General features: G+C 69.8%; 13 protein-coding genes and 1 pseudogene. 5 read left to right on the top strand and 9 right to left on the bottom strand.

Annotation, left to right across the window (positions count from 1 at the left end; translation table 11 throughout):
* Positions 1 to 5: 5 nt before the first annotated feature.
* The gene (locus QE392_RS00640; protein ID WP_307446405.1) at positions 6 to 1,103 is read right to left on the bottom strand and encodes an ABC transporter; all 1,098 of its coding nucleotides are present in this window, start codon (positions 1,101 to 1,103) and stop codon (positions 6 to 8) included.
* Positions 1,104 to 1,222: 119 nt separating this feature from the next.
* On the opposite strand from QE392_RS00640, the gene QE392_RS00645 reads away from it, so the two are divergent.
* Positions 1,223 to 1,741 (top strand): hypothetical protein, encoded by a 519-nt coding sequence (locus QE392_RS00645; RefSeq protein ID WP_307446408.1) that lies wholly within the window; start codon positions 1,223 to 1,225, stop codon positions 1,739 to 1,741.
* An 84-nt stretch (positions 1,742 to 1,825) separates the two neighbouring features.
* Here QE392_RS00645 and QE392_RS00650 read toward each other — a convergent pair whose 3' ends face one another.
* The 5 genes from QE392_RS00650 to QE392_RS00670 all read right to left on the bottom strand — a co-directional run bounded on the left by QE392_RS00650 (position 1,826) and on the right by QE392_RS00670 (position 12,770).
* Positions 1,826 to 2,440 (bottom strand): hypothetical protein, encoded by a 615-nt coding sequence (locus QE392_RS00650; RefSeq protein WP_307446412.1) that lies wholly within the window; start codon positions 2,438 to 2,440, stop codon positions 1,826 to 1,828.
* A gap of 265 nt (positions 2,441 to 2,705) precedes the next feature.
* Positions 2,706 to 6,581 (bottom strand): DNA-directed RNA polymerase subunit beta', encoded by a 3,876-nt coding sequence (rpoC, locus tag QE392_RS00655; RefSeq protein ID WP_307446415.1) that lies wholly within the window; start codon positions 6,579 to 6,581, stop codon positions 2,706 to 2,708.
* A gap of 56 nt (positions 6,582 to 6,637) precedes the next feature.
* Positions 6,638 to 10,135: a DNA-directed RNA polymerase subunit beta gene (rpoB, locus tag QE392_RS00660; protein ID WP_307446418.1), complete on the bottom strand. Its 3,498-nt coding sequence runs from the start codon at positions 10,133 to 10,135 to the stop codon at positions 6,638 to 6,640.
* A gap of 272 nt (positions 10,136 to 10,407) precedes the next feature.
* Positions 10,408 to 11,988: a 5-oxoprolinase subunit B/C family protein gene (locus tag QE392_RS00665; protein WP_307446421.1), complete on the bottom strand. Its 1,581-nt coding sequence runs from the start codon at positions 11,986 to 11,988 to the stop codon at positions 10,408 to 10,410.
* Between the two features lie 29 nt (positions 11,989 to 12,017).
* Complete coding sequence (locus tag QE392_RS00670; RefSeq protein WP_307446423.1) at positions 12,018 to 12,770, bottom strand: 5-oxoprolinase subunit PxpA; 753 nt, start codon at positions 12,768 to 12,770, stop codon at positions 12,018 to 12,020.
* Positions 12,771 to 12,918: 148 nt separating this feature from the next.
* Here QE392_RS00670 and QE392_RS00675 point away from each other — a divergent pair, with 148 nt between their 5' ends.
* A complete protein-coding gene (locus QE392_RS00675) occupies positions 12,919 to 14,586 on the top strand; it encodes an ABC transporter ATP-binding protein (RefSeq protein WP_307446425.1) in 1,668 nt (555 codons plus the stop codon).
* Between the two features lie 617 nt (positions 14,587 to 15,203).
* On the opposite strand, the gene QE392_RS00680 is transcribed toward QE392_RS00675, so the two are convergent.
* From QE392_RS00680 to QE392_RS00690, 3 genes and pseudogenes are all read right to left on the bottom strand, one after another.
* Positions 15,204 to 16,163, bottom strand: a complete 960-nt coding sequence (locus tag QE392_RS00680; protein ID WP_373426425.1) for an ABC transporter permease — start codon at positions 16,161 to 16,163, stop codon at positions 15,204 to 15,206.
* Positions 16,160 to 17,164, bottom strand: a complete 1,005-nt coding sequence (locus QE392_RS00685; RefSeq protein ID WP_307446428.1) for an ABC transporter permease — start codon at positions 17,162 to 17,164, stop codon at positions 16,160 to 16,162. The genes QE392_RS00680 and QE392_RS00685 overlap by 4 nt, the downstream gene beginning before the upstream one ends.
* Before the next feature lie 86 nt (positions 17,165 to 17,250).
* Positions 17,251 to 18,923 (bottom strand): annotated as a pseudogene (locus QE392_RS00690) (ABC transporter substrate-binding protein).
* Positions 18,924 to 19,190: 267 nt separating this feature from the next.
* On the opposite strand from QE392_RS00690, the gene QE392_RS00695 reads away from it, so the two are divergent.
* The 3 genes from QE392_RS00695 to QE392_RS00705 all read left to right on the top strand — a co-directional run bounded on the left by QE392_RS00695 (position 19,191) and on the right by QE392_RS00705 (position 21,198).
* Complete coding sequence (locus tag QE392_RS00695) at positions 19,191 to 20,057, top strand: spermidine synthase (RefSeq protein WP_307446430.1); 867 nt, start codon at positions 19,191 to 19,193, stop codon at positions 20,055 to 20,057.
* Between the two features lie 94 nt (positions 20,058 to 20,151).
* Positions 20,152 to 20,679, top strand: a complete 528-nt coding sequence (locus QE392_RS00700) for a hypothetical protein (protein ID WP_307446431.1) — start codon at positions 20,152 to 20,154, stop codon at positions 20,677 to 20,679.
* Between the two features lie 30 nt (positions 20,680 to 20,709).
* Complete coding sequence (locus QE392_RS00705) at positions 20,710 to 21,198, top strand: SprT-like domain-containing protein (protein WP_307446434.1); 489 nt, start codon at positions 20,710 to 20,712, stop codon at positions 21,196 to 21,198.
* The last annotated feature ends 117 nt before the right edge of the window (positions 21,199 to 21,315 follow it).

A 21,315-nucleotide genomic window follows, 5' to 3' on the forward strand; every position in this document is an offset into this window, starting at 1 on the left:
CCGTCTCAGCGCTGCGAGAGCTGAGGACCGGCCTCGAGCGTGCGCTCGTACTCGCGCTGCGCCTCGGCATTGAGTTCGGTCACGCGGCGACCGCGGGCCGCCACCCACGCGCCGAACCAGACGGTCAGCTCGCGACCCAGCACGAACGCGACGATCGCCAGGGGTGCGAGGACGTTGCCCTGCAGGAGCTCGACCGACTCGCGCGCCGTGATCATCCAGAACGGCGCGGCCAGGAGCACGCCGAGAAGGTGACCGGCCCACGCGATCACACCGACGACGAGACCCCACACCACCCAGTGGCCCCAGCGGCCGCGGTTGATCAGCGCACCCAGGAACCAGAAGCCGATGTAGAAGGCGACGGTGGGGACCCACAGGCCCCACGTGGTCAGCGCCGACAGCGCTGCGGTCCCCAGGTCGGCGATCTGGAGTCCGTCTGTCAGCAGGCGCAGGCCGAGGATCGCCGCCAGGTAGAGGGCGGCGAACGCCAGGGCCGCCAGCAGACCGATGGCCCCCGCCGCGCCGCGGTTGCCGCGCGGGCGCGGAGCCTCGGGTGCCTGGACGAAGATGGGCTGGGGTCCACCGTAGGCACGGGTCGGTTCCTCGGAGGCCGGCGTGGTGGCGGCTGCGGCACCGGCGGCGGCAGCGCCCGTTCCGGCGACGGCCGCGGTCTCGGCGGCCGGGGAGACCGTCGTGGGGGTGTCGTCGTGGTGCACGGTCGACGAGGTCGACTGCTCCGGCTCGGCGGAAGCGGCGTACGCGGCCCAGCGAGCGTCTTCGTCGTCGAGGTCGACCGACGATGCGGGGGCCGCGGGCGACGCGGACTGCGGCGCGACGGGTGAGGCGTCGTGCACGACGGGCGCCGGGTGGTCGCGACGCTCGTCGACCGCCGCGGCGGCGTCGCGCTCCTGCTGCTCGCGGTCGCTCCAGGCGGCCGCGGCCGCCTGCGGGTCGACGGCATCGCGACGGGCGGCCTCGGCGTCGGCGAGACCCTCGTGGGCTCGACCCACGACGTCGTGCGCGTCGTCGGTCGGCTCGACGACGGGGTCGCCGTACGAATCCTTCGGTGCAGCGACCCGGTCGCCGCCCGACGTGTTGTCGCTCATGGGATCTCCTCACGCGGTGATTGCGGCGCAAGGCTAACCCGCCGGCGGCGACGCGACGCTTAGGCGTGCCGACGGAAGTGCGTCTCGACCGTGTCGGAACCTCGGCCTAGGGTGTTGCCATGCCCCGTCGCCCGCCCCGCCCGGCCGTTCCCGCGGTCCTCGTCGGTGTCGCCGTGCTCGCGCTGACCGCGTGCGCCCCCGCCGCCGAGGAGGCGGCCCCCGACACCCCGTCCCCGGTCTCCTCCTCGCCGACCCCGTCGAACATCCCCACGTTCTCGCGGGCCCCCACCGACGTGCGTCTCCCCGCGGACTGCAAGGCGATGCTCTCCGCCGACGTCCTCGCCCAACTGGGCACGGTCCCCCTGAACGACCCGGCGCTGGGCGCATCCGGCGTACAGCCCGACGGCTCGCTCATCTGCATCTGGCGCGACCCGGGAGCCGACACGACGGGGCTGACGACGACGATCTCGCGGATGAACCGCGGGCCGGCGCTCGACATGCTCAACGATCTGGTGTCCACCCAGGGGTTCAGCTGTTACACCCCCGACGCCGGCACACGCTGCGAGAAGACCTGGATCAACGACACCTACCCCGTCAACGACGGGCGCACACTGTACTGGCGCGCGACGACGTGCTGATCGACACCCAGTACTCCAATCTCGCCCCGACGGGTTACACCTCGAGCATCATCTCGTCGATCTTCGGGTGACGTCCCTCCCCCGTCATCCTCCGAAGAAGGCGTGGGATGCCGCGTCCTCGGCGTAGCCGTCCGGCATCCAGCCGCTGAGCGTCGACGACACCCACCGATCGCCGCGCAGATCGTGAACCTCGTCGACCTCGCCGGTGGTCCGGACGCAGTGCGTCACCGCGGGCTGCGACGCATCGGGCGCCGACGTGCACGCGAAGCCCTGGGAGGCGAGTGCCGCCACCGCCGCCGCGGCGCCCTCCGGTGACACGGTGGACACCGTGGTCTCGAGGAAGCGACCGCCCACGCCCCGCCAGTGGCACGTCACGACCGTGGTGGGCTGGGCCGCCGCGACGGCCTCGGGAGTCGACAGCGCCGCCGTGCGCCGCTGCGACAGCAGTGCGTCGGGTGACCACACCAGCGACGACCACATCGGCTGGGAGTAGAGGCGCCGGCACTCGGTGGCCGGGGTCGCGGGCTCCGCGTCGACCGTCGCCGACGGGCTGGTGACGCTGCGGAGAGTGTCCCCCACGAAACCGATCGCTCCGGGGATGCCGGGGGCGGCGAGCACCCCCAGGCCCAGCACCGCAGCCAGACAGAACAGCCCCACGGGCCATGCCAGCCACAGGCTGCGTCCACCGATCCGGGCCATGCATTCCTCCGCGACAACGGTAGGCGCACTCCCCCGGCCTCGACGGCACCCGACACGCCGCGTGCCGTACGCGTCACGAACGGGATACACGCCGGACATGACGAAGGCCCCCGGCAGAAGCCGGGGGCCTTCGTTTCACCAGGATGCCGCGCCGAGGCATGGCATCCGTCGATCGGGGTGGAGCCGGACGTGCCGGCTCCACCCGTCATCAGTTGTCTTCAATCGGCTCGGTCGAGCGAGCGAGCTCGCTCTCCTCTCGCCTCGATCAGTTGTAGGTGCCGGGCGTGAAGTCGTCCGTCGAGAAGCTGTCGAAGTCGACGTAGCTCAGATCGGCGTCGGAGTACGCACCGTCGGACGCGAAGATGCGGTTGGGGTACCGCTCGCTCTTGGCCTCCTCCGTCGCCTCGACCGTGACGTTGCGGTACTTCGCAAGACCGGTTCCGGCGGGGATGAGCTTTCCGATGATGACGTTCTCCTTGAGGCCGACGAGCGGGTCGCTCTTGCCCTCCATGGCCGCCTGCGTGAGGACGCGGGTGGTCTCCTGGAACGACGCGGCCGACAGCCACGACTCGGTCGCGAGCGACGCCTTGGTGATACCCATCAGCTCGGGACGACCCGACGCGGGACGCTTGCCCTCGCCGACCGCCTCGCGGTTGATGGTCTGGTAGCGCTTGAAGTCCACCAGCTCACCGGGCAGCAGGTCGGTGTCGCCGTGGTCGACGACGGTGACCTTGCGGAGCATCTGTCGGACGATGACCTCGATGTGCTTGTCGTGGATCGGCACACCCTGCGAGCGGTACACGCCCTGGACGCCGTTGACGAGGTACTTCTGCACCTCGCGGGCACCCTGCACGCGCATGACCTCCTTGGGGTCGAGCGTTCCGACCTGGAGGGGCTCACCCACCGAGACGTGCTGGCCGTCCTCGACCAGGAGCGTGGCGCGCTTCAGGACGGGGTAGACCACCGGCTCGTCGCCGTTGTCGGGCGTGAGGATGACCTTCTTGGCCTTGTCGGTCTCGTCGATCGTGATGCGGCCGTCGGCCTCGGCGATCGGCGACGCACCCTTGGGGGTACGGGCCTCGAACAGTTCCTGCACGCGGGGAAGACCCTGCGTGATGTCGTCGGCCGACGCCGAACCACCGGTGTGGAAGGTACGCATCGTCAGCTGGGTACCGGGCTCACCGATCGACTGGGCCGCGATGATGCCGACGGCCTCGCCGATGTCGACGATCTTGCCGGTGGCCAGCGAACGACCGTAGCACTTGGCGCAGACACCGACGGCCGAGTCGCAGGTCAGCACGGAGCGGACCTTGATCGTCTCGACGCCACCGGCGACCAGCTTGTCGATGAGCACGTCGCCCACATCGTCGCCGGCCTCGGCCAGCACGGTGCCCTGCGCGTCGACGACCGCCGTGGCGAGCGTGCGGGCGAACACCGAGTTCTCGACGTTGGCGTCCTTGACCAGGTCACCGGTCGAGCCCGCCGCGGCGATCGGGAGCTCGAGGCCCTTCGACGTGCCGCAGTCCTCCTCGCGGATGATGACATCCTGCGAGACGTCGACGAGACGACGGGTGAGGTACCCCGAGTCGGCCGTACGGAGGGCCGTGTCGGCCAGACCCTTACGGGCACCGTGCGTCGCGATGAAGTACTCGGCGACCGACAGACCCTCGCGGTACGAGGAGATGATCGGGCGCGGGATGATCTCACCCTTGGGGTTGTTCACCAGACCACGCATACCCGCGATGTTGCGGATCTGCAGCCAGTTACCACGGGCGCCCGACGACACCATGCGGTTGATGGTGTTGTCGGCGGGGAAGTTGTCCCGCATCGCCTTCTGGACCTCGTCGGTGGCCTCGGTCCAGATCTTGATGAGCTCCTGACGACGCTCGGCGTCGGTGGTGAGACCCTTCTCGTACTGGCCCTGGACCTTCGCGGCCTGCTTCTCGTAGCCCGCGACGATCTCGCCCTTGTTCGGGGGCGTGAGGATGTCGCTGAGCGCCACGGTGACACCCGAGCGGGTGGCCCAGTAGAAGCCGGCGTCCTTGATCCGGTCGAGCGATGCCGCGACCTCGACCTTGGGGTACTCCTCCGCCAGCTTGTTGACGATCTGCGACAGCTTGCCCTTGTCGGCCTGTTCGCGGACGAACGGGTAACCCTTGGGGAGCGTGTCGTTGAAGATCGCCTGGCCGAGCGAGGCGTCGACGAGACCGTGCTTCTCGTAGCCCTCGGGCGCCTGGCCCTCGAGGAACGACAGGCCGGGGATGCGGATGCGCGCCTTGGCCTGCAGGTCGAGGGTGCCCTCGTCCTTGGCCAGGATCGCCTCGCCCACCGAGCCGAACGCACGGCCCTCGCCCACCGCACCCTCCTTGAGGGTGGTGAGGTGGTGGAGGCCGATGATCATGTCCTGCGAGGGCAGGGTCACCGGGCGGCCGTCCGACGGCTTCAGGATGTTGTTCGAGGCGAGCATCAGCACACGGGCCTCGGCCTGGGCCTCGACCGACAGCGGCAGGTGCACGGCCATCTGGTCACCGTCGAAGTCGGCGTTGAACGCCGCGCACACGAGCGGGTGCAGCTGGATGGCCTTGCCCTCGACGAGCTGGGGCTCGAACGCCTGGATGCCGAGACGGTGCAGCGTGGGTGCACGGTTCAGCAGCACGGGACGCTCGCGGATGATCTCTTCGAGCACGTCCCAGACCTCGGGACGGTAGCGCTCGACGGCACGCTTGGCGGCCTTGATGTTCTGCGAGTGACCGAGGTCGATGAGGCGCTTGATCACGAACGGCTTGAACAGCTCGAGCGCCATCTGCTTGGGCAGACCGCACTGGTGCAGCTTCAGCTGGGGACCGACGATGATGACCGAACGACCCGAGTAGTCGACGCGCTTTCCGAGCAGGTTCTGGCGGAAACGACCCTGCTTTCCCTTGAGCATGTCGCTCAGGGACTTCAGGGCGCGGTTGCCGGTACCGGTGACGGGGCGACCGCGGCGGCCGTTGTCGAACAGGGCGTCGACGGCCTCCTGCAGCATGCGCTTCTCGTTGTTGACGATGATCTCGGGGGCACCGAGGTCGATCAGGCGACGGAGGCGGTTGTTGCGGTTGATCACGCGACGGTACAGGTCGTTCAGGTCGGAGGTCGCGAAGCGGCCACCGTCGAGCTGGACCATCGGGCGCAGCTCCGGCGGGATCACCGGAACGACGTCGAGCACCATCGAGGCCGGCGTCATGCCGGTCTGCAGGAACGAGTTGACGACCTTCAGGCGCTTGATCGCACGGATCTTGCGCTGGCCCTTGCCCTCCGAGATCTGCAGGTGGAGGCTGTCGGCCTCGGCCTGCAGGTCGAAGGTCTCGAGGCGGCGCTTGATCGACTCCGCACCCATGTGAGCCTCGAAGTACTGACCGAAGCGGTCCTGCAGCTCGTGGAAGACGTCGTCCTCGGGCTTGAGGGCACCCACCTCGAGCGTGCGGAAGTCCTCCCACACGCGCTCGAGCTTGGCGATCTGCTCGTCGGCGTTCTTGCGGGCCGCCGTCATGTCCTTCTCGGCGGCGTCCTTGACCTTCTTCTTCTGGTCGGCCTTGGCGCCCTCCGCCTCGAGGGCGGCGAGCTCCTCCTCGAGCTTGGCCAGGCGCGCGGCGATGCGGGCATCGCGGCGGTCGCCGAGCGTCTTCAGCTCGAGACGGATGTTGTTCTCCTGCGTGGCGAGGTCGCGGTGACGAGCATCCTCGTCGACCGAGATCACCATGTAGGCGGCGAAGTAGATGACCTTCTCGAGGTCCTTCGGCGCCATGTCGAGCAGGTAGCCCAGGCGCGAGGGCACGCCCTTGAAGTACCAGATGTGCGTGACGGGCGCGGCGAGCTCGATGTGGCCCATGCGCTCACGGCGGACCGAGGACTTCGTGACCTCGACGCCGCAGCGCTCGCAGACGATGCCCTTGAAGCGCACGCGCTTGTACTTGCCGCAGGCGCACTCCCAGTCGCGGGAGGGTCCGAAGATCTGCTCGCCGAAGAGACCGTCCTTCTCGGGCTTCAGCGTGCGGTAGTTGATCGTCTCGGGCTTCTTGACCTCACCGAAGGACCAACGACGGATGTCGTCGGCGGTGGCCAGACCGATACGGATCTGATCGAAAGTGGTTGATTCGAGCACTGGTTCTCCTGTGTCGGAATTCTCTGAAATCTGAGCTGGGTCGCTGAGCTGGAAGCTCAGATCTCGTCGATCGACGAGGACTCGAAGCGGCTGGAGATGTTGATGCCGAGCTCCTCCGCGGCGCGGAAGGCGTCGTCATCCGTGTCGCGCAGGTTGACCGCGGTGCCGTCGGCCGAGAGGACCTCGACGTTCAGGCAGAGCGACTGCATCTCCTTCATGAGCACCTTGAAGGACTCGGGGATGCCGGGCTCCTGGATGTTCTCGCCCTTGACGATGGCCTCGTACACCTTGACGCGGCCGAGGATGTCGTCGGACTTGATCGTGAGGAGCTCCTGCAGCGCGTACGCGGCACCGTAGGCCTCGAGCGCCCACACCTCCATCTCACCGAAGCGCTGGCCACCGAACTGGGCCTTACCGCCGAGCGGCTGCTGGGTGATCATCGAGTAGGGGCCCGTCGAACGCGCGTGGATCTTGTCGTCGACCAGGTGGTGCAGCTTCAGGATGTACATGTAGCCGACCGAGATGGGCGCCGGGAACGGCTCGCCGGAGCGGCCGTCGAACAGGCGCGTCTTGCCCGAGCGGTCGACCAGGCGGTCGCCATCGCGGTTCGGGATCGTCGAGTCGAGCAGACCCGCGATCTCGTCCTCGAACGCACCGTCGAACACGGGGGTCGCGACCTTCGTGCCGGGCGCGGCCTCGCGGGCCGACTCGGGCAGCTGCGCGGCCCACTCCGGAGTGCCCTCGACCTTCCAGCCCTGCTGGGCGATCCAGCCGAGGTGGAGCTCGAGGACCTGACCGAAGTTCATGCGGCCCGGGATGCCGAGCGGGTTGAGGATGATGTCGACCGGCGTGCCGTCGGCGAGGAAGGGCATGTCCTCGATCGGGAGGATCTTGGCGATGACACCCTTGTTGCCGTGGCGGCCGGCGAGCTTGTCGCCCTCGGTGATCTTGCGCTTCTGGGCGATGTAGACGACGACGCGGCGGTTGACGCCCGAGCCGAGCTCGTCGTCGCCGTCTTCGGCGTTGAACTCCTTGACGGCGATGATCGTGCCCTGCTCGCCGTGGGGCACCTTCAGCGAGGTGTCGCGGACCTCGCGGCTCTTCTCGTTGAAGATGGCACGGAGCAGACGCTCCTCGGCGCTGAGCTCGGTCTCGCCCTTGGGCGTTACCTTGCCGACGAGGATGTCGCCGGGACGCACCTCGGCGCCGATGCGGATGATGCCGCGGTCGTCGAGGTCCTTCAGCAGGTCGGGGCTGACGTTGGGGAGGTCACGGGTGATCTCCTCCTTGCCGAGCTTGGTGTCGCGCGCGTCGACCTCGTACTCCTCGATGTGGATCGACGACAGGGTGTCGTCCTTCACGAGGTCCTGGCTGAGGATGATCGCGTCCTCGAAGTTGTGACCCTCCCAGGTCATGAACGCCACGAGGAGGTTCTTGCCGAGCGCGAGCTCGCCGTTCTCGGTCGCGGGACCGTCGGCGATGACCTCGCCGGCCTCGATGCGCTCGCCGGCCGAGACCACCACGCGCTGGTTGTACGAGGTGCCCTGGTTGGAGCGGTCGAACTTGCGCAGGAAATAGTCCTGCGTGCCGCCCTCGTCGAGCTGGATGGTCACGACGTCGGCCGAGACCTCGAGCACCACACCGGCCTTCTCGGCGGTGACGACGTCACCGGCGTCGATCGCGGCGAAGCCCTCCATACCGGTACCCACGACGGGCGACTCGCTGCGGACCAGCGGCACGGCCTGGCGCTGCATGTTCGCACCCATGAGGGCGCGGTTGGCGTCGTCGTGCTCGAGGAACGGGATGAGCGAGGTCGCCACCGACACCATCTGGCGCGGCGAGACGTCCATGTAGCCGATCTCGTCGACGGGGAACAGGTCGACCTCGCCACCCTGGCCGCGGCGGGCCAGGATGCGGTCCTCGACGAAGTGGCCGTCAGCCTGGAGGGCGACACCGGCCTGGGCGACGATGTGGTCGCTCTCTTCGCTGGCGGTCAGGTAGTCGATCTGGTCGGTCACGCGGCCGTCGACGACGCGGCGGTACGGCGTCTCGATGAAGCCGAACGCGTTGATGCGCGCGAACGAGGCGAGCGAGCCGATCAGACCGATGTTCGGGCCTTCGGGCGTCTCGATGGGGCACATGCGGCCGTAGTGCGAGGGGTGCACGTCACGGACCTCGACGCCGGCACGCTCACGCGACAGACCACCGGGACCCAGCGCCGACAGGCGGCGCTTGTGGGTCAGACCCGCGAGCGGGTTGTTCTGGTCCATGAACTGCGACAGCTGCGAGGTTCCGAAGAACTCCTTGATCGCGGCGACGACGGGGCGCACGTTGATCAGGGTCTGCGGCGTGATGGCCTCGATGTCCTGCGTGGTCATGCGCTCGCGCACGACGCGCTCCATGCGCGACAGACCGGTGCGCACCTGGTTCTGGATGAGCTCGCCGACGGCGCGGATGCGACGGTTGCCGAAGTTGTCGATGTCGTCCGTGTCGAGACGGATCTCGGCGGCCTGGCCGCCGCGGACGCCGTCGAAGGTAGCGTCGCCGCGGTGCAGACGGACGAGGTACTTGATCGTCGCGACGATGTCGTCGACGGTGAGCACCGAGTCGCTGAGCGGCTTGTCGAGGCCGAGCTTCTGGTTGATCTTGTAGCGACCCACCTTGGCCAGGTCGTAGCGCTTGGCGTTGAAGTAGAAGTTGTCGAGCAGCGCGCGCGCGGCCTCGGCGGCGACCTGCTCGCCCGGACGAAGCTTGCGGTAGATGTCGCGGAGGGCGTCTTCCTTGGTGAGGATGGTGTCCTTCGACAGCGTCTCTTCGATGGAGTCGAAGCCGGCGAACTCGGCGAGGATGTCTTCGCTGGTCAGGCCGAGGGCCTTGAGGAAGACGGTGACCGACTGCTTGCGCTTGCGGTCGATGCGCACGCCGACCTGGTCGCGCTTGTCGATCTCGAACTCGAGCCACGCACCGCGCGAGGGGATGACGCGGGCCGACACGATGTCCTTATCGGAGGTCTTGTCGGGCGTCTTGTCGAAGTAGACACCGGGCGAACGCACGAGCTGCGACACGACGACGCGCTCGGTGCCGTTGATGATGAACGTGCCCTTGTCGGTCTGGAGCGGGAAGTCGCCCATGAAGACCGTCTGCGTCTTGATCTCACCGGTCTGGTGGTTCATGAACTCGGCTTCGACGTACAGCGGTGCGGCGTAGGTCTTGCCGCGCTCCTTGCACTCCTCGATCGAGTACTTCTCGGGCTCGAGGTAGGGGTTCGTGAACGAGAGCTGCATGGTCTCGCTGAGGTCCTCGATCGGGGAGATCTCCTCGAAGATCTCCTCCAGACCGCTGATCTCGGGAACGTCGGTGCGACCCTCGGCCTGTGCCTCGGCGACGCGCGCCTTCCAGGCTTCGTTACCGACGAGCCAGTCGAACGACTCGGTCTGCAGTGCGAGCAGATCGGGAACGGTCAGCTTGTCGGAGATCTTCGCGAACGAGAGGCGGGATGCTCCGCGTCCGCTCTTCGGGGTGGTGGTGGTGGATGCGTTGCTCGCAGCAGCCAAGGGAATAACCTCCAGAAGCCCGGGCGAGGGGCTCGTGATTCCTTGTCGTCAGGTGGAGTGCGTTCCTGCCCCGAAAACCCGCTCGTCGCACACCGCGGTGAGGCGGGGACGGGCAGGCTCAGCCGACCACCATATGAGGGCAGGGGGAATCGAGGAGCGCAAAGTCCAAGCATACGCCGGAGGACTCGCCGTGTCCAGTCGAATTCTTGACGCGTTTGCGGACCTGCGGTATAACCGCGTGCGCCCGTCGAACATTCCCGCCGCCGCCGTGCTCAGACGCGCCGGAAGCGCACCCCGTCGCCCGGACGCGCCTGCGCGAGCGCGTCGAGGGCGGCATCCGGAACCACCCCGATCACGGGATACCCGCCGGTGACGGGACCGTCGGCGAGCAGCACCACCGGCCGACCGTGCGGCGGCACTTGGACCGCCCCGGGACGCATCCCCTCGCTCGGCAGCTCGCCCGACCGCGCGCGAGGAAGGGCGGGACCGTCGAGGCGGATGCCGACGCGGTCCGCATCCGCCGAGACGGTCCACGTCGCAGCCGTCATCGCCTCGAGCGCTCCGGCGGCGAACCAGTCGGCGCGGGGTCCCGCCGACAGCGGCACATCGATGAGCGCGGGCGGAACCGACCAGGGGAAGCCGTCCACGGTCGGGACAGGACCCGCCGGGGTTCCCGACCGGATGACGTCGCCCGCCGCCGACGGTGCCGGGCCGAGCCCCGCGAGCACGTCGCTCGCCATCGAGCCGAACGCGGTGGGCGAGACCACTCCGCCGCGCACGGCCAGATACAGCCGGAGTCCGGCGCGGGCGGCGCCGATCGCCAGCGTGGCGCCGGCCGGCAGATGCAGGGGCGCATAGGCATCCACCGCCCGCCCGTCGACCGACACATCGGCGAGCGCTCCGGTGACGCAGACCCAGGTGTCGTGCTCCGCCCGCGCGCGGAACCCGCCGAGCACGATCTCGAGCCCCGCCGCCGTCTCGGCGTTGCCAACGAGGCGGTTGGCGACGCGCAGAGCCCCGCGGTCGAGCGCGCCGGAGCGGGCGATACCGAGGGCCGCTCGACCGGGACGACCGAGGTCCTGCACGGTCGCCGCGGCCCCGGGGGCGAGGATCCGCAGCGCGGGTGCGGCAACTCCGTGGCCAGCGGAGGACGAGGGAAGAGCGGAGGACGGATCACCGGCATCCCGTCCTCCGCTCGCCCCGAATCCTCCGCTGATCACCGCTGCCGCGGCGATGCGTGAGCGCTCCGGCACGAACCGCACGCGCGCCCGCGGGGGGAGCAGCACCGGGTCGGCGGCATCCGGATCGAACAGCACCACGTCGGTCGAACCGATGAGCCGCCAGCCGCCGGGCGTCTGGCGCGGGTAGGCGCCGCTGAACTCCCCCGCCACGCCCAGCGCACCGGCCGGGACGCGCGTGCGCGGCGAGGCCAGACGCGGGACCTCGTACGGCCAGTCCGGGCTCACGAGGTAGGCGAAACCGGGCGCGAAGCCTGTGAATGCCACCGTCCACTCGGCGGCCGCGTGCCGGCGGACGAGCTCGGCGACGGGGATGCCGAGGGTCTCCGCCGTGGAGTCGAGGTCGGCGCCGTCGTAGCGCACGGGCACCTCGATGAGGGGGCCGGGGAGGACGGCATCCGGTCCCTGCTGGTCGCAGAAGAGGATCCAGGCGTGCACGGCGTCGCGGGACAGACGCGACGGGTCGAACGCGACGAGCACGGTGCGAGCGGCGGGGACGAGGTCGTCGACACCGTCGGGCGGGGCCGCGGCGAGCGCGGCGTGCAGCTCCAGGACGGCGGCGAGGTCCGCGACCTCGGCCAGCACCGCCCGGTCCCCGAACGGCAGGAGTCTCACCCTCGATCCGGTCGCGCCACGGCGGGACGTCACCACGGCGCGCGCACCTCGACGTCCGCGTCGTCGAGCGCGGCGCGCACGGCCCGTGCCATCGCGACCGCCGACGGGGTGTCGCCGTGCAGGCACAGGGATGCGGCATCGACGGCGATGCGCGTGCCGTCCACGGCCTCGATCTCGCCGTCACGCACGAAGCGCAGCGCACGCGCGGCGACGAGCGCCGGGTCCTCGACCACGGCGCCGGGCTCGCCGCGCGGAACGAGCCCGCCGCGCGCGGTGTATCCGCGGTCGAGGAACGCCTCGTGCACGAAGGCGAGGCCGGCGGATGCCGCGGCGTCGGCGATGGCACCCGGCATCCCCAGCACCGGCAGCGCACGCCCGAGGCGCGCCGACAGGTCGGCCACGGCCGCGGCCACAGCACGGGCCTGCCCGGGGTCCTCGGTCACCGCGTGATACAGCGCGCCGTGGGGTTTGACGTAGCGGATGTCCGCCCCGGCGGCCGCGAGCGCGTCCAGTTGCCGGGCGACGCTCGCCCGCAGCTCCGCGGGCGGCGGATCGCGTCGGACCCGGCCGAAGTTCTCGCGGTCGTCGTACGACGGATGCGCGCCGACGGCGACGCCGAAGCGGGCGGCGCGCGCCACGGCATCCGTCATCGACCGGGCATCGCCGGCGTGCCCACCGCACGCGACATTGGCGCTGGACACGAGCGCGAACATCGCCTCGTCGTCGGCCGTCGGCACTCCGTCGACGGTCTCGCCGAGGTCGGCGTTGAGGTCCACGCGCATGCTGCCCACCGTATCGCCGCGTGAGGGGTCAAGAACTGTCGCCAAGCGGGCTCGCAGGCGACAGTTCTTGACCCCTCACGCGTTACGGCGGTGTGACGATCGGGCGGGAGGGGTGGGCAGAAGTGCACCGGCGGGCGAGGATGGGGGGATGACCTCCGATGTCGCCGGTCCCCCCGCTCCGGCATCCCCTTCCCCCCTCCTCTCCGTCCGCGACCTCGCCGTCGACTTCGCCACCATGGACGGCCCCGTGCGCGCCGTCGACGGGGTGAACCTCGACATCCACGCGGGCGAGACCATCGCCATCGTCGGCGAATCGGGCTCCGGCAAGTCGACGACCGCGATGGCGATCATCGGCCTGCTGGCATCCGGTGGGCGCGTCGCCCGCGGGCAGATCCTGCTGGACGGCGAGGATCTGACCGCCTTCAGCGAAGCGCGCATGCGGCAGGTGCGCGGCCGGCAGATCGGCCTGGTGCCGCAGGACCCCATGTCGAACCTCAACCCCGTCGCGAAGATCGGCACGCAGGTCGCCGAGACGCTGCTCGCGCACGGCCTGGCCGACCGGTCGAACCTCAAGGGCAAGGTGGTCGAGGCGCTCGAGGCGGCCGGACTCCCGGATGCCGATAAGCGGGCGACCCAGTACCCGCACGAGTTCTCCGGCGGGATGCGTCAGCGCGCGCTCATCGCCATCGGCCTCGCGTGCCGCCCGCGACTGCTGATCGCCGACGAGCCGACCAGCGCCCTCGACGTCACCGTGCAGCAGACGATCCTCGACCAGATCGACAAGCAGACGAGCGAGCTGGGCGCCGCCGTCCTGCTCATCACGCATGACCTGGGCCTCGCCGCCGAACGCGCGTCGCGGGTGGTCGTGATGCACCGCGGACGTGTCGTCGAGCAGGGCCCTGCGCGGCAGATCCTCGAGAACCCGCAGCACCCGTACACGCAGTCGCTCGTCGCGGCGGCGCCCTCGGTGGCTGCGGTGCGCCTGCGCCCGGAGGACTTCCGCGGCGAGCGCGCCGTCGAAGCGGTGCGCGACAACATCGTCGAGATCACCGGCCTCACGAAGGTGTACCCCGGACGAGGCCGCAGTGAGGACTTCCGCGCGGTCGACAACGTGTCGCTGTCGATCCCGCGTGGTCAGACCGTCGCCATCGTGGGCGAGTCCGGCTCGGGCAAGACGACGACCGCCCGCATGCTGCTCAACGTCGTGGAACCGACCAGTGGCTCGATCACGTTCGACGGCCAGGATGTCGCCGCGCTCAAGGGCGAGGCCCTCCGGCAGTTCCGGCAGAAGGTGCAGCCGATCTTCCAGGACCCGTACTCGAGCCTGAACCCCATGTTCACGATCGAGCGCATCGTCGAGGAGCCCCTCTCCTTCTACAAGCGCGGGTCCAAGGCCGAGCGCTCGAAGCGGGTGCGCGAGCTGATGGATGACGTGGCCCTGCCGGCATCCATGCTCCGCCGCTATCCGTCGGAGCTGTCGGGCGGGCAGCGGCAGCGCGTCGCGATCGCCCGCGCCCTGGCGCTCTCTCCCGAGCTCATCGTGTGCGACGAGCCGGTGTCGGCGCTCGACGTGCTCGTGCAGGCGCAGATCCTCGACCTGCTCGGCGACCTGCAGCGCGAATACGGCCTCAGCTACCTCTTCATCTCGCACGACCTCGCGGTGGTGCGCCTGATCAGCGACTACGTCTGCGTCATGAAGGATGGGCGGCTGGTGGAGGCGGCATCCAGCGAAGAGGTGTTCACCAACCCGCGCGATCCGTACACGCGGCGCTTGTTGGCGTCGATCCCGGGTAACGAGCTGGGGCTCGCCGGCTGAGGCGTCGACGCGCATTCGCGTTCCCGTTAGCGTGAGTGCGGCGCGAACCCCCGCTCAGACGCGGGACATGACGCGTCGACGCGCCCGCCTCTCGGCACGTGTCCCACTTCGAGCGAAATTGCGGCGTCATTCCTGCACAGAGTGGGACATGACGGAGCGCGCGGCTGTCAGCCAGGACGCTGGGGCTCGCCGTGGCGTGTGCGTCGGTCCAGGCGTGTCCCACTTCGTGCAGGATTCCGGCGTCATTTCTGCACGAAGTGGGACACGACGGAGCGCGCAGCTGTCAGCCAGGACGCTGGGGCTCGCCGTGGCGTGTCTGCGTCTAGGCATGTCCCACTTTGTGCAAGATTCCGGCGTTATAACTGCACGAAGTGGGACACGGATGCCGACAGCGCCCGCCCACCCCCGGCATGTCCCACTCCGCGGGAAATTGCGGCGATATAACTGCACGAAGTGGGACATGACGCGCCGAGAGCGCTGGCCCCGCAGCATGTCCCACTTCGTGCAGAACCCGGGCGTCATTCCTGCACAAAGAGGGACATGGATGCCGAGGCGGCAGCGCCGACGTCCCGGGATCGGCCCCGGCGTGACCGGTGCCGGGGCGCCGAACGGCTGAGCTACCGCGCGCGGGTACGCGGGTCCATGGCTTCGCGGAGGGACTCGCCCAGCAGCGTGAAGCCCAGCGCGGTCACCGCGATGCAGATGCCGGGGAGGAACGCCAGCCACGGGGCGATGGCGAGCTCGGCCTGCGCGTAGGTGAGCATGCGGCCCCACTCGGCGGTCTGCGGGAGGCCACCGCCGAGGCCCAGGAACGACAGCGCCGCGGCGTCGATCACGGCGGTCGCGAGCGTCAGGGTCCCCTGCACGATCACGGGGCCCACGCTGTTGGGCAGCACGTGGGTCATCATGATGGTGCGGCGGCTCAGGCCCAGCGTCTGCGCCGAGAGCACGTAGTCGGCGCCGCGCTGCTGCAGCATCGAGGCGCGCAGGAGGCGCGCGAACACCGGCACCTGCGACGCCCCGATGGCGATCATGATCGCGAGCTGGCTCTGCCCGAGGATCGCGGCGATCGAGACGGCCAGCAGCAGGTTGGGCACCGACAGCAGGATGTCGACGAAGCGCATGACGAGCGCGTCGACCCAGCCACCGAACATGCCGGCGAGAAGGCCCAGCGCCATGCCGCCGATGAGGCCGAGGGCGGTGGAGATCACACCGATCTGCAGCGATGCCTGAGCTCCCCAGATGAGTTTCGACAGCACGTCGCCGCCGAAGCGGTCGAGGCCCAGCGGGAACTCGGGCCTCTCGCCGGGGCCCGGGATGTCGGTGGGCGTGATGAATCGCTGACCGGGCAGCGACTCGGCCGGGTAGGGCGCCAGCAGCGGCGCGAGGGCCGCGACGAGCAGGAACGCCAGCACGATGATCGCGCCGATCCAGGCGACGGGGCTGCGCCGCAGGCGCTGGAAGACGTCGTGCCAGAACCCGCCGCGCGTCTGGGCGGCGAGCAGCTGCGAGTCGACCACGGCGTTGTCGTCGACGGGGCCGCCGCTGGGGGCGGGAGGGAGGATGCCGGAGCTCACTGGACTCTCACTCTCGGGTCGATGACGCTGTACGACAGGTCGACCAGCAGGTTGATGAGGGCGTACGCGATCGCGATGAAGATGATGAAGCCCTGCAGCACGGGGAAGTCGCGGGTGAAGATCGCCCGAGCGAGGAACTGCCCGATGCCCGGGAAGGCGAACACCGTCTCGGTCAGCACCGCGCCCGAGATCAGCAGACCCGCCTGCAGGCCCACCGTGGTGATGACGGGGAGCATGGCGTTGCGGAGGATGAAGCGGTTGCGGAGGGTCCCCGTGCCGATGCCCTTGGCGCGACCCGTGCGCACATAGTCGGCGTTCTGCACCTCCAGCACGGAGGCGCGCGTGATGCGCACGATGATCGCGAGCGGGATTGTGCCGAGGGCGATGGCCGGCAGGATGAGGTGCACGATGGCATCCCACGAGGCGTCGAACTCCCCCGTGATGAGCCCGTCGAAGACGTAGAGGTTGGTGTAGTGCGTCGCGTCGATGCGCGGGTTCTGCCGACCGTCGGAGGGCAGCCAGCCCAGCTGCACGGCGAAGATGTACTTCAGGATGAAGGCGAGGAAGAACACCGGGATCGTGATGCCGATGAGGCTCAGCACGACGGCGGTGTGATCCCAGATCTTCCCGTGTCGGCGGGCCGCCCAGTAGCCGAGCGGGATGCCGATGCCCACCGCCACGATGAGCGCGGCGATCGAGAGCTCGAGGGTGGCGGGGAAGCGGAGCAGGAACTCCTCGAGCACAGGGCGGCCCGTCTGGATGGACGACCCGAAGTCCCCCGAGAGCAGGCGCCCGAGCCACGTGAAGTACTGCACGTAGAGCGGCTCGTTGAAGCCGTAGAGCTCGTTGATGCGCGCGACGGCCTCGGGGGTGGCGCGCTCACCGAGAAGGGCGACGGCGGGGCCGCCGGGGAGCGCGCGCACCCAGGCGAAGAGCAGGACGGACAGACCGAAGAGGGTCGGGATGAGCAGGAGCAGGCGCCTGCCGATGGTGCGGAGCACGGATTCTCACAGGGTGTCGGGGGCGGTCGAACACGGAAAGACCGCGGGCCCCGACGCCGAAACGGCGCGGAGCCCGCGGCATCCGATCACTCGGTGAGTTCGATCAGGTTGTAGACCTCGTCCTGCACCGGGCTGGCCGGGTAGGAGCTCACCCGCGAGGCGAAGGCGAGCGTGGGCACGGGGTTCGCCAGCGGCACACCGGGCAGGAACGTCGCGATCTGCTCGTTCACGGCTTGGTACGCCGGGTCCTGCTCGTCCTCGGTCGCGAGACCGCGGGCCGAGGTGAGCGCCGAGAACAGCTCGGCGTTGTCGAAGCCCCACTCGTTCGAGGCGGCTCCGAAGAACGTGCCGACGAAGTTGTCGGGGTCGTTGTAGTCGCCGGTCCACCCGAGCAGGTGGATGCCGTGGTCGCTGCCGCCCTGGATGAGGTCGAGGTACTCGCCCCATTCGTTCGACACCGGGTTGAGGACGATCCCCACGGCCTGCAGCTGCGACTGCAGGTTGGTGAAGATCTGCTCGGGGTTGGGCATGTACGGCCGCGAGATGTTGACCGGGTAGTTGAACGTCAGGGTCAGCGGGTTGGCCTCGGTGTAGCCGGCCTCGGCGAGCAGGGCCTTCGCGCCCTCCTGGTCGAATTCGTACGTGGTGACGCCGGAGTTGAAGCCGATGACGCTGTCGGGCATGAACTGGGATGCCACGGTGGTGCCCTCGGGCAGCACCTGGGTGACCAGCTGCTCCTTGTCGATGGCGTGGGCGATGGCCTGGCGCACGCGGATGTCGGCGAGCGCAGGGTCGGCCTGGTTCATGCCGAGGTAGAGGATGTTGAACGGGTCGCGGTTGACCAGCGTGTAGCCCGCGCCCTCGAGAGCGCCGAGGTCGGCGGGGGCAACGAGGTCGTAGCCGTCGATGGAGCCCGACTCGAGTGCCTGGCGGCGCGCGGTGGTGTCGCCGATCACACGGAAGATGACCTCCTGCACCTGGCCCTGCTCGCCCCAGTAGCCGTCGTACGCGCTGACGGTGGTCTCGGCGCCGGGTTCCCACGAGTCGAACTTGAAGGGGCGCGGTACCGGTGGGGTGGCCCTGCGCGTACTCGCTGAGCGTGGGCGCCTCGGACGTGCCGCCCACCTCATCGGCGCTGTACTCCTCGAGCGCGGCGGGACTCTGGATGGCGAACGCCGGCAGCGACAGCGCCGGGATGAAGCCGGCGTAGGGCTGCGTCAGCGTGATGGTGACCTCGGTGGGGCTGGCGGCCTCGCAGCCGCCGTAGATGGAGGTGCCGGTGTCGGCGTAGCCGCGCATGATCTTGCCCCAGTAGTACGACAGGCTCTCGGACTGCGCGATACCGGTGAAGTTGTTCTGGCGGTCGAAGTTGAAGCAGACGGCGTCGGCGTTGAACTCCGTGCCGTCGTGGAAGGTCACGCCCTCCTTGAGCTCGAAGGTGTAGGACAGACCATCCTCGGACTGCGTCCAGCTCTCGGCGAGCAGGGGGGCGGGGTCGGCTGTGCCGGGCGCCACGCCCACGAGGCCCTCGAAGATCTGCCGTGAGATCCGGAACGACTCGCCCGTCGCTGGCGAACGCGGGGTCGAGGCTCGACGGGTCGCCCGAGGCACCGAAGACGAAGGTCGAGTCGACGTCGCCGCCGGCCTCGCCACCACCGCCGTTGTCGTCGCGCTGACTCGTGCAGCCCGACAGGGCGAGCGCACCGATGGCGACGGTCGCGCCACCGACGAGCAGACGTCGTCGCAGAGAACTGAGCATTCGTTGCACCTTCCGGGGGGAAAGGGAGGAGGACGACGGCGTGGTCACCCCGTCGTGCCGCGCTCCACTTGCTGTGTTCTGACGACCGTACAGGGCGGGCGACCCGCCGCCCATTGCACCTTTGTATCGATCGTGTTTCGGCGCCCTGGCATCCTGCGCTCTCGATCGCTCTCGGCCGGCGCATTTCGCCTGCACCCCATCTCGCGCGGTGATCACCCTGCGTCGGGCGGCAACGCGCGGCGCAGGGCGAGGGCCTAGCGTGGAGCCATGGCCCGCATGCGCATCGAACCCGACGACGCCCCCACGGCGCGTCTGTCGGACGGCACGACCGCGCGCGTGACGCCCTCGGGCTTCGTCGCGGGCTACGAACTCGTCGTCGACGGCACCCCGCAGTCGCACGTCGACCTCGACGACCCGACGCACCTGCACTTCGAGTACGTGGCCCGCATGGGCGCTGTGATCGATCGACTTCGGATGCCGGGACAACCGCTGACCGCGGTGCACCTCGGCGCGGGCGCGCTGACCCTCCCCCGGTACGTCGAGGCGACGCGACCGGGCTCGCGTCAGCAGGTGATCGAGCTGGAGCCGGCGCTGTGGGACCTCGTGCGCGAGAACCTCCCCCTCCCCCGCGGAGCCTCGGTGCGCGTGCGCATCGGCGACGCGCGGGCGGGCCTGTCGCGGCTCCCCGCGGGACTCGCCGGCGCCGTCGATCTGCTCGTCAGCGACGTCTACTCGGGGGCGCAGACGCCCGCTCACCTGACGACCGTGGAGTTCTACCGCGAGGCCGCGCGACTGCTCGCCCCCGACGGCGTCCTCCTTGTCAACGTGTCCGACGGCCCGGGACTCGCCTTCGCCCGTCGCCAGGTGGCCACCGTCCGCGAGGTGCTGCCGGAGGTCATCGTGCTCGCCGAGGTGCAGGTGCTGAAAGGCCGCCGATTCGGCAATCTCGTCGTGGCCGCCTCGGCGGCGCCGCTGCCCGTCGAGTGGCTTCCGCGCCTGATGGCGGCGGGGCCCCACCCGGCGAAGGTCGCGCAGGGCGCCGAGATCGTCGAGTTCATGAGGGGCGCGCGGGCGGCGACGGATGCCGACGCGACGCCGTCGCCGAAGCCGTCGGCATCCATCTTCGAACGATGACGGCGGTCGGTTCGCGGCCCGACCGCGTGGCGGTTGCGCTTCGGGCGCGCGGGCGACGCACACTGGAAGTCCTGCCCGACCGAGAGGAGCGACGGTGAGCTACATCCACGGGTACGACCCCGACACGTTGCGCGAGATCACCGACTCTCGCGAGTGCGCGGAGCGTCTCGAAGAGATCGGGGAGCAGCGGAGCCTGCACGCCCTGCTCGAGCGGGTGTGGCTGCTGAAGGTGCTCGACCGCTTCGATGAGGCGCTGGAGATCTCCGATCAGTCCGTGCGCGTCGCGCGCATGGCCGGTACGCGTCGCGATCTGCTGCGCGCCCGTATCCTGCACGCCACGATCCTGCAGTGCCGCGGCGCGTTCGCCGCCGCCGAGCAGGAGCTGACGACGTGCGCGGAGGAGGCCGAGGGCCAGGGATGGGCGAGCATCGCCGCCTTCGCGCTGCAGCACCGCGGCAAGGTGCACTACGACGAGGGCGACTACGACGCCGCCCGACGCGACTTCAAGCAGGCGTTGTTCCTGCGGCAGAACGCCGGGGCCACCGACGCCCAGCTCGAATCGACGCTGCTCGCCATCGACGCCGCCGACCGTCGGCGCTCGCGCGAGGCTGTCGCGAGCTGAATGTCGTAGGTCCCGCCTAGCCTTCCGGTCATGTCCGAACTGCAGCGCGTGCGCACCTGGGCCGAGGCGCTGATCGCCCTGCATCTCGATGCGTCGTGGACGTTCGGATTCGACAACGCCAAGCGGCGCGCGGGGTTGTGCGATTACGGCCGCAAGCGCATCAGCGTCTCGCGGTACCTCGCGGCCCGCTACGACGACGACACCAATCACCAGACGCTCCTGCACGAGGTCGCACACGCCGTCGCCGGGGCGGCGGCCGGGCACGGGCCGGTGTGGAAGCGCACGGCACGCGAGCTCGGTTACGTCGGCGGCACGACGCACGCCGGAGAGACCGCGAACGAGCTCGCGCCGTGGGTGGGCACCTGCCCCGCGGGGCACATCGCCTACCGCCACCGACGCGCCACGCGCCCCACCTCGTGCGCGAAGTGCGCGCCCACGTTCGACCCGCGGTTCGCGCTGTCGTGGGTGCATCGCGACATCAGTCGGGCCGCGCGGCTCGCGGCGGCGACACCGCGCTGACGCGTCCCGCGCGCCGGGCCGCTGGACGAACGCGGGTGCCGAGCCGAGGAGACGCCGGGCAGGCGCGGACGGAGCGGCCGGCACCGGGCAGAGGCCGGCGCGAAGAGGACCGCCGGC

It is taken from the genome of Microbacterium proteolyticum (assembly GCF_030818075.1).
In the GTDB taxonomy this organism is placed as follows: domain Bacteria; phylum Actinomycetota; class Actinomycetes; order Actinomycetales; family Microbacteriaceae; genus Microbacterium; species Microbacterium proteolyticum_A.

Excerpts from the sequence above, each read along its gene's own strand:
- QE392_RS00670 (WP_307446423.1), bottom strand. The coding sequence starts at position 12,770 with ATGCGCGTGGACCTCAACGCCGACCTCGGCGAGACCGTCGACGGAGTG.
- QE392_RS00640 (WP_307446405.1), bottom strand. The coding sequence starts at position 1,103 with ATGAGCGACAACACGTCGGGCGGCGACCGGGTCGCTGCACCGAAGGAT.
- QE392_RS00675 (WP_307446425.1), top strand. The coding sequence starts at position 12,919 with ATGACCTCCGATGTCGCCGGTCCCCCCGCTCCGGCATCCCCTTCCCCC.
- QE392_RS00695 (WP_307446430.1), top strand. The coding sequence starts at position 19,191 with ATGGCCCGCATGCGCATCGAACCCGACGACGCCCCCACGGCGCGTCTG.
- QE392_RS00645 (WP_307446408.1), top strand. The coding sequence starts at position 1,223 with ATGCCCCGTCGCCCGCCCCGCCCGGCCGTTCCCGCGGTCCTCGTCGGT.
- QE392_RS00705 (WP_307446434.1), top strand. The coding sequence starts at position 20,710 with ATGTCCGAACTGCAGCGCGTGCGCACCTGGGCCGAGGCGCTGATCGCC.
- QE392_RS00650 (WP_307446412.1), bottom strand. The coding sequence starts at position 2,440 with ATGGCCCGGATCGGTGGACGCAGCCTGTGGCTGGCATGGCCCGTGGGG.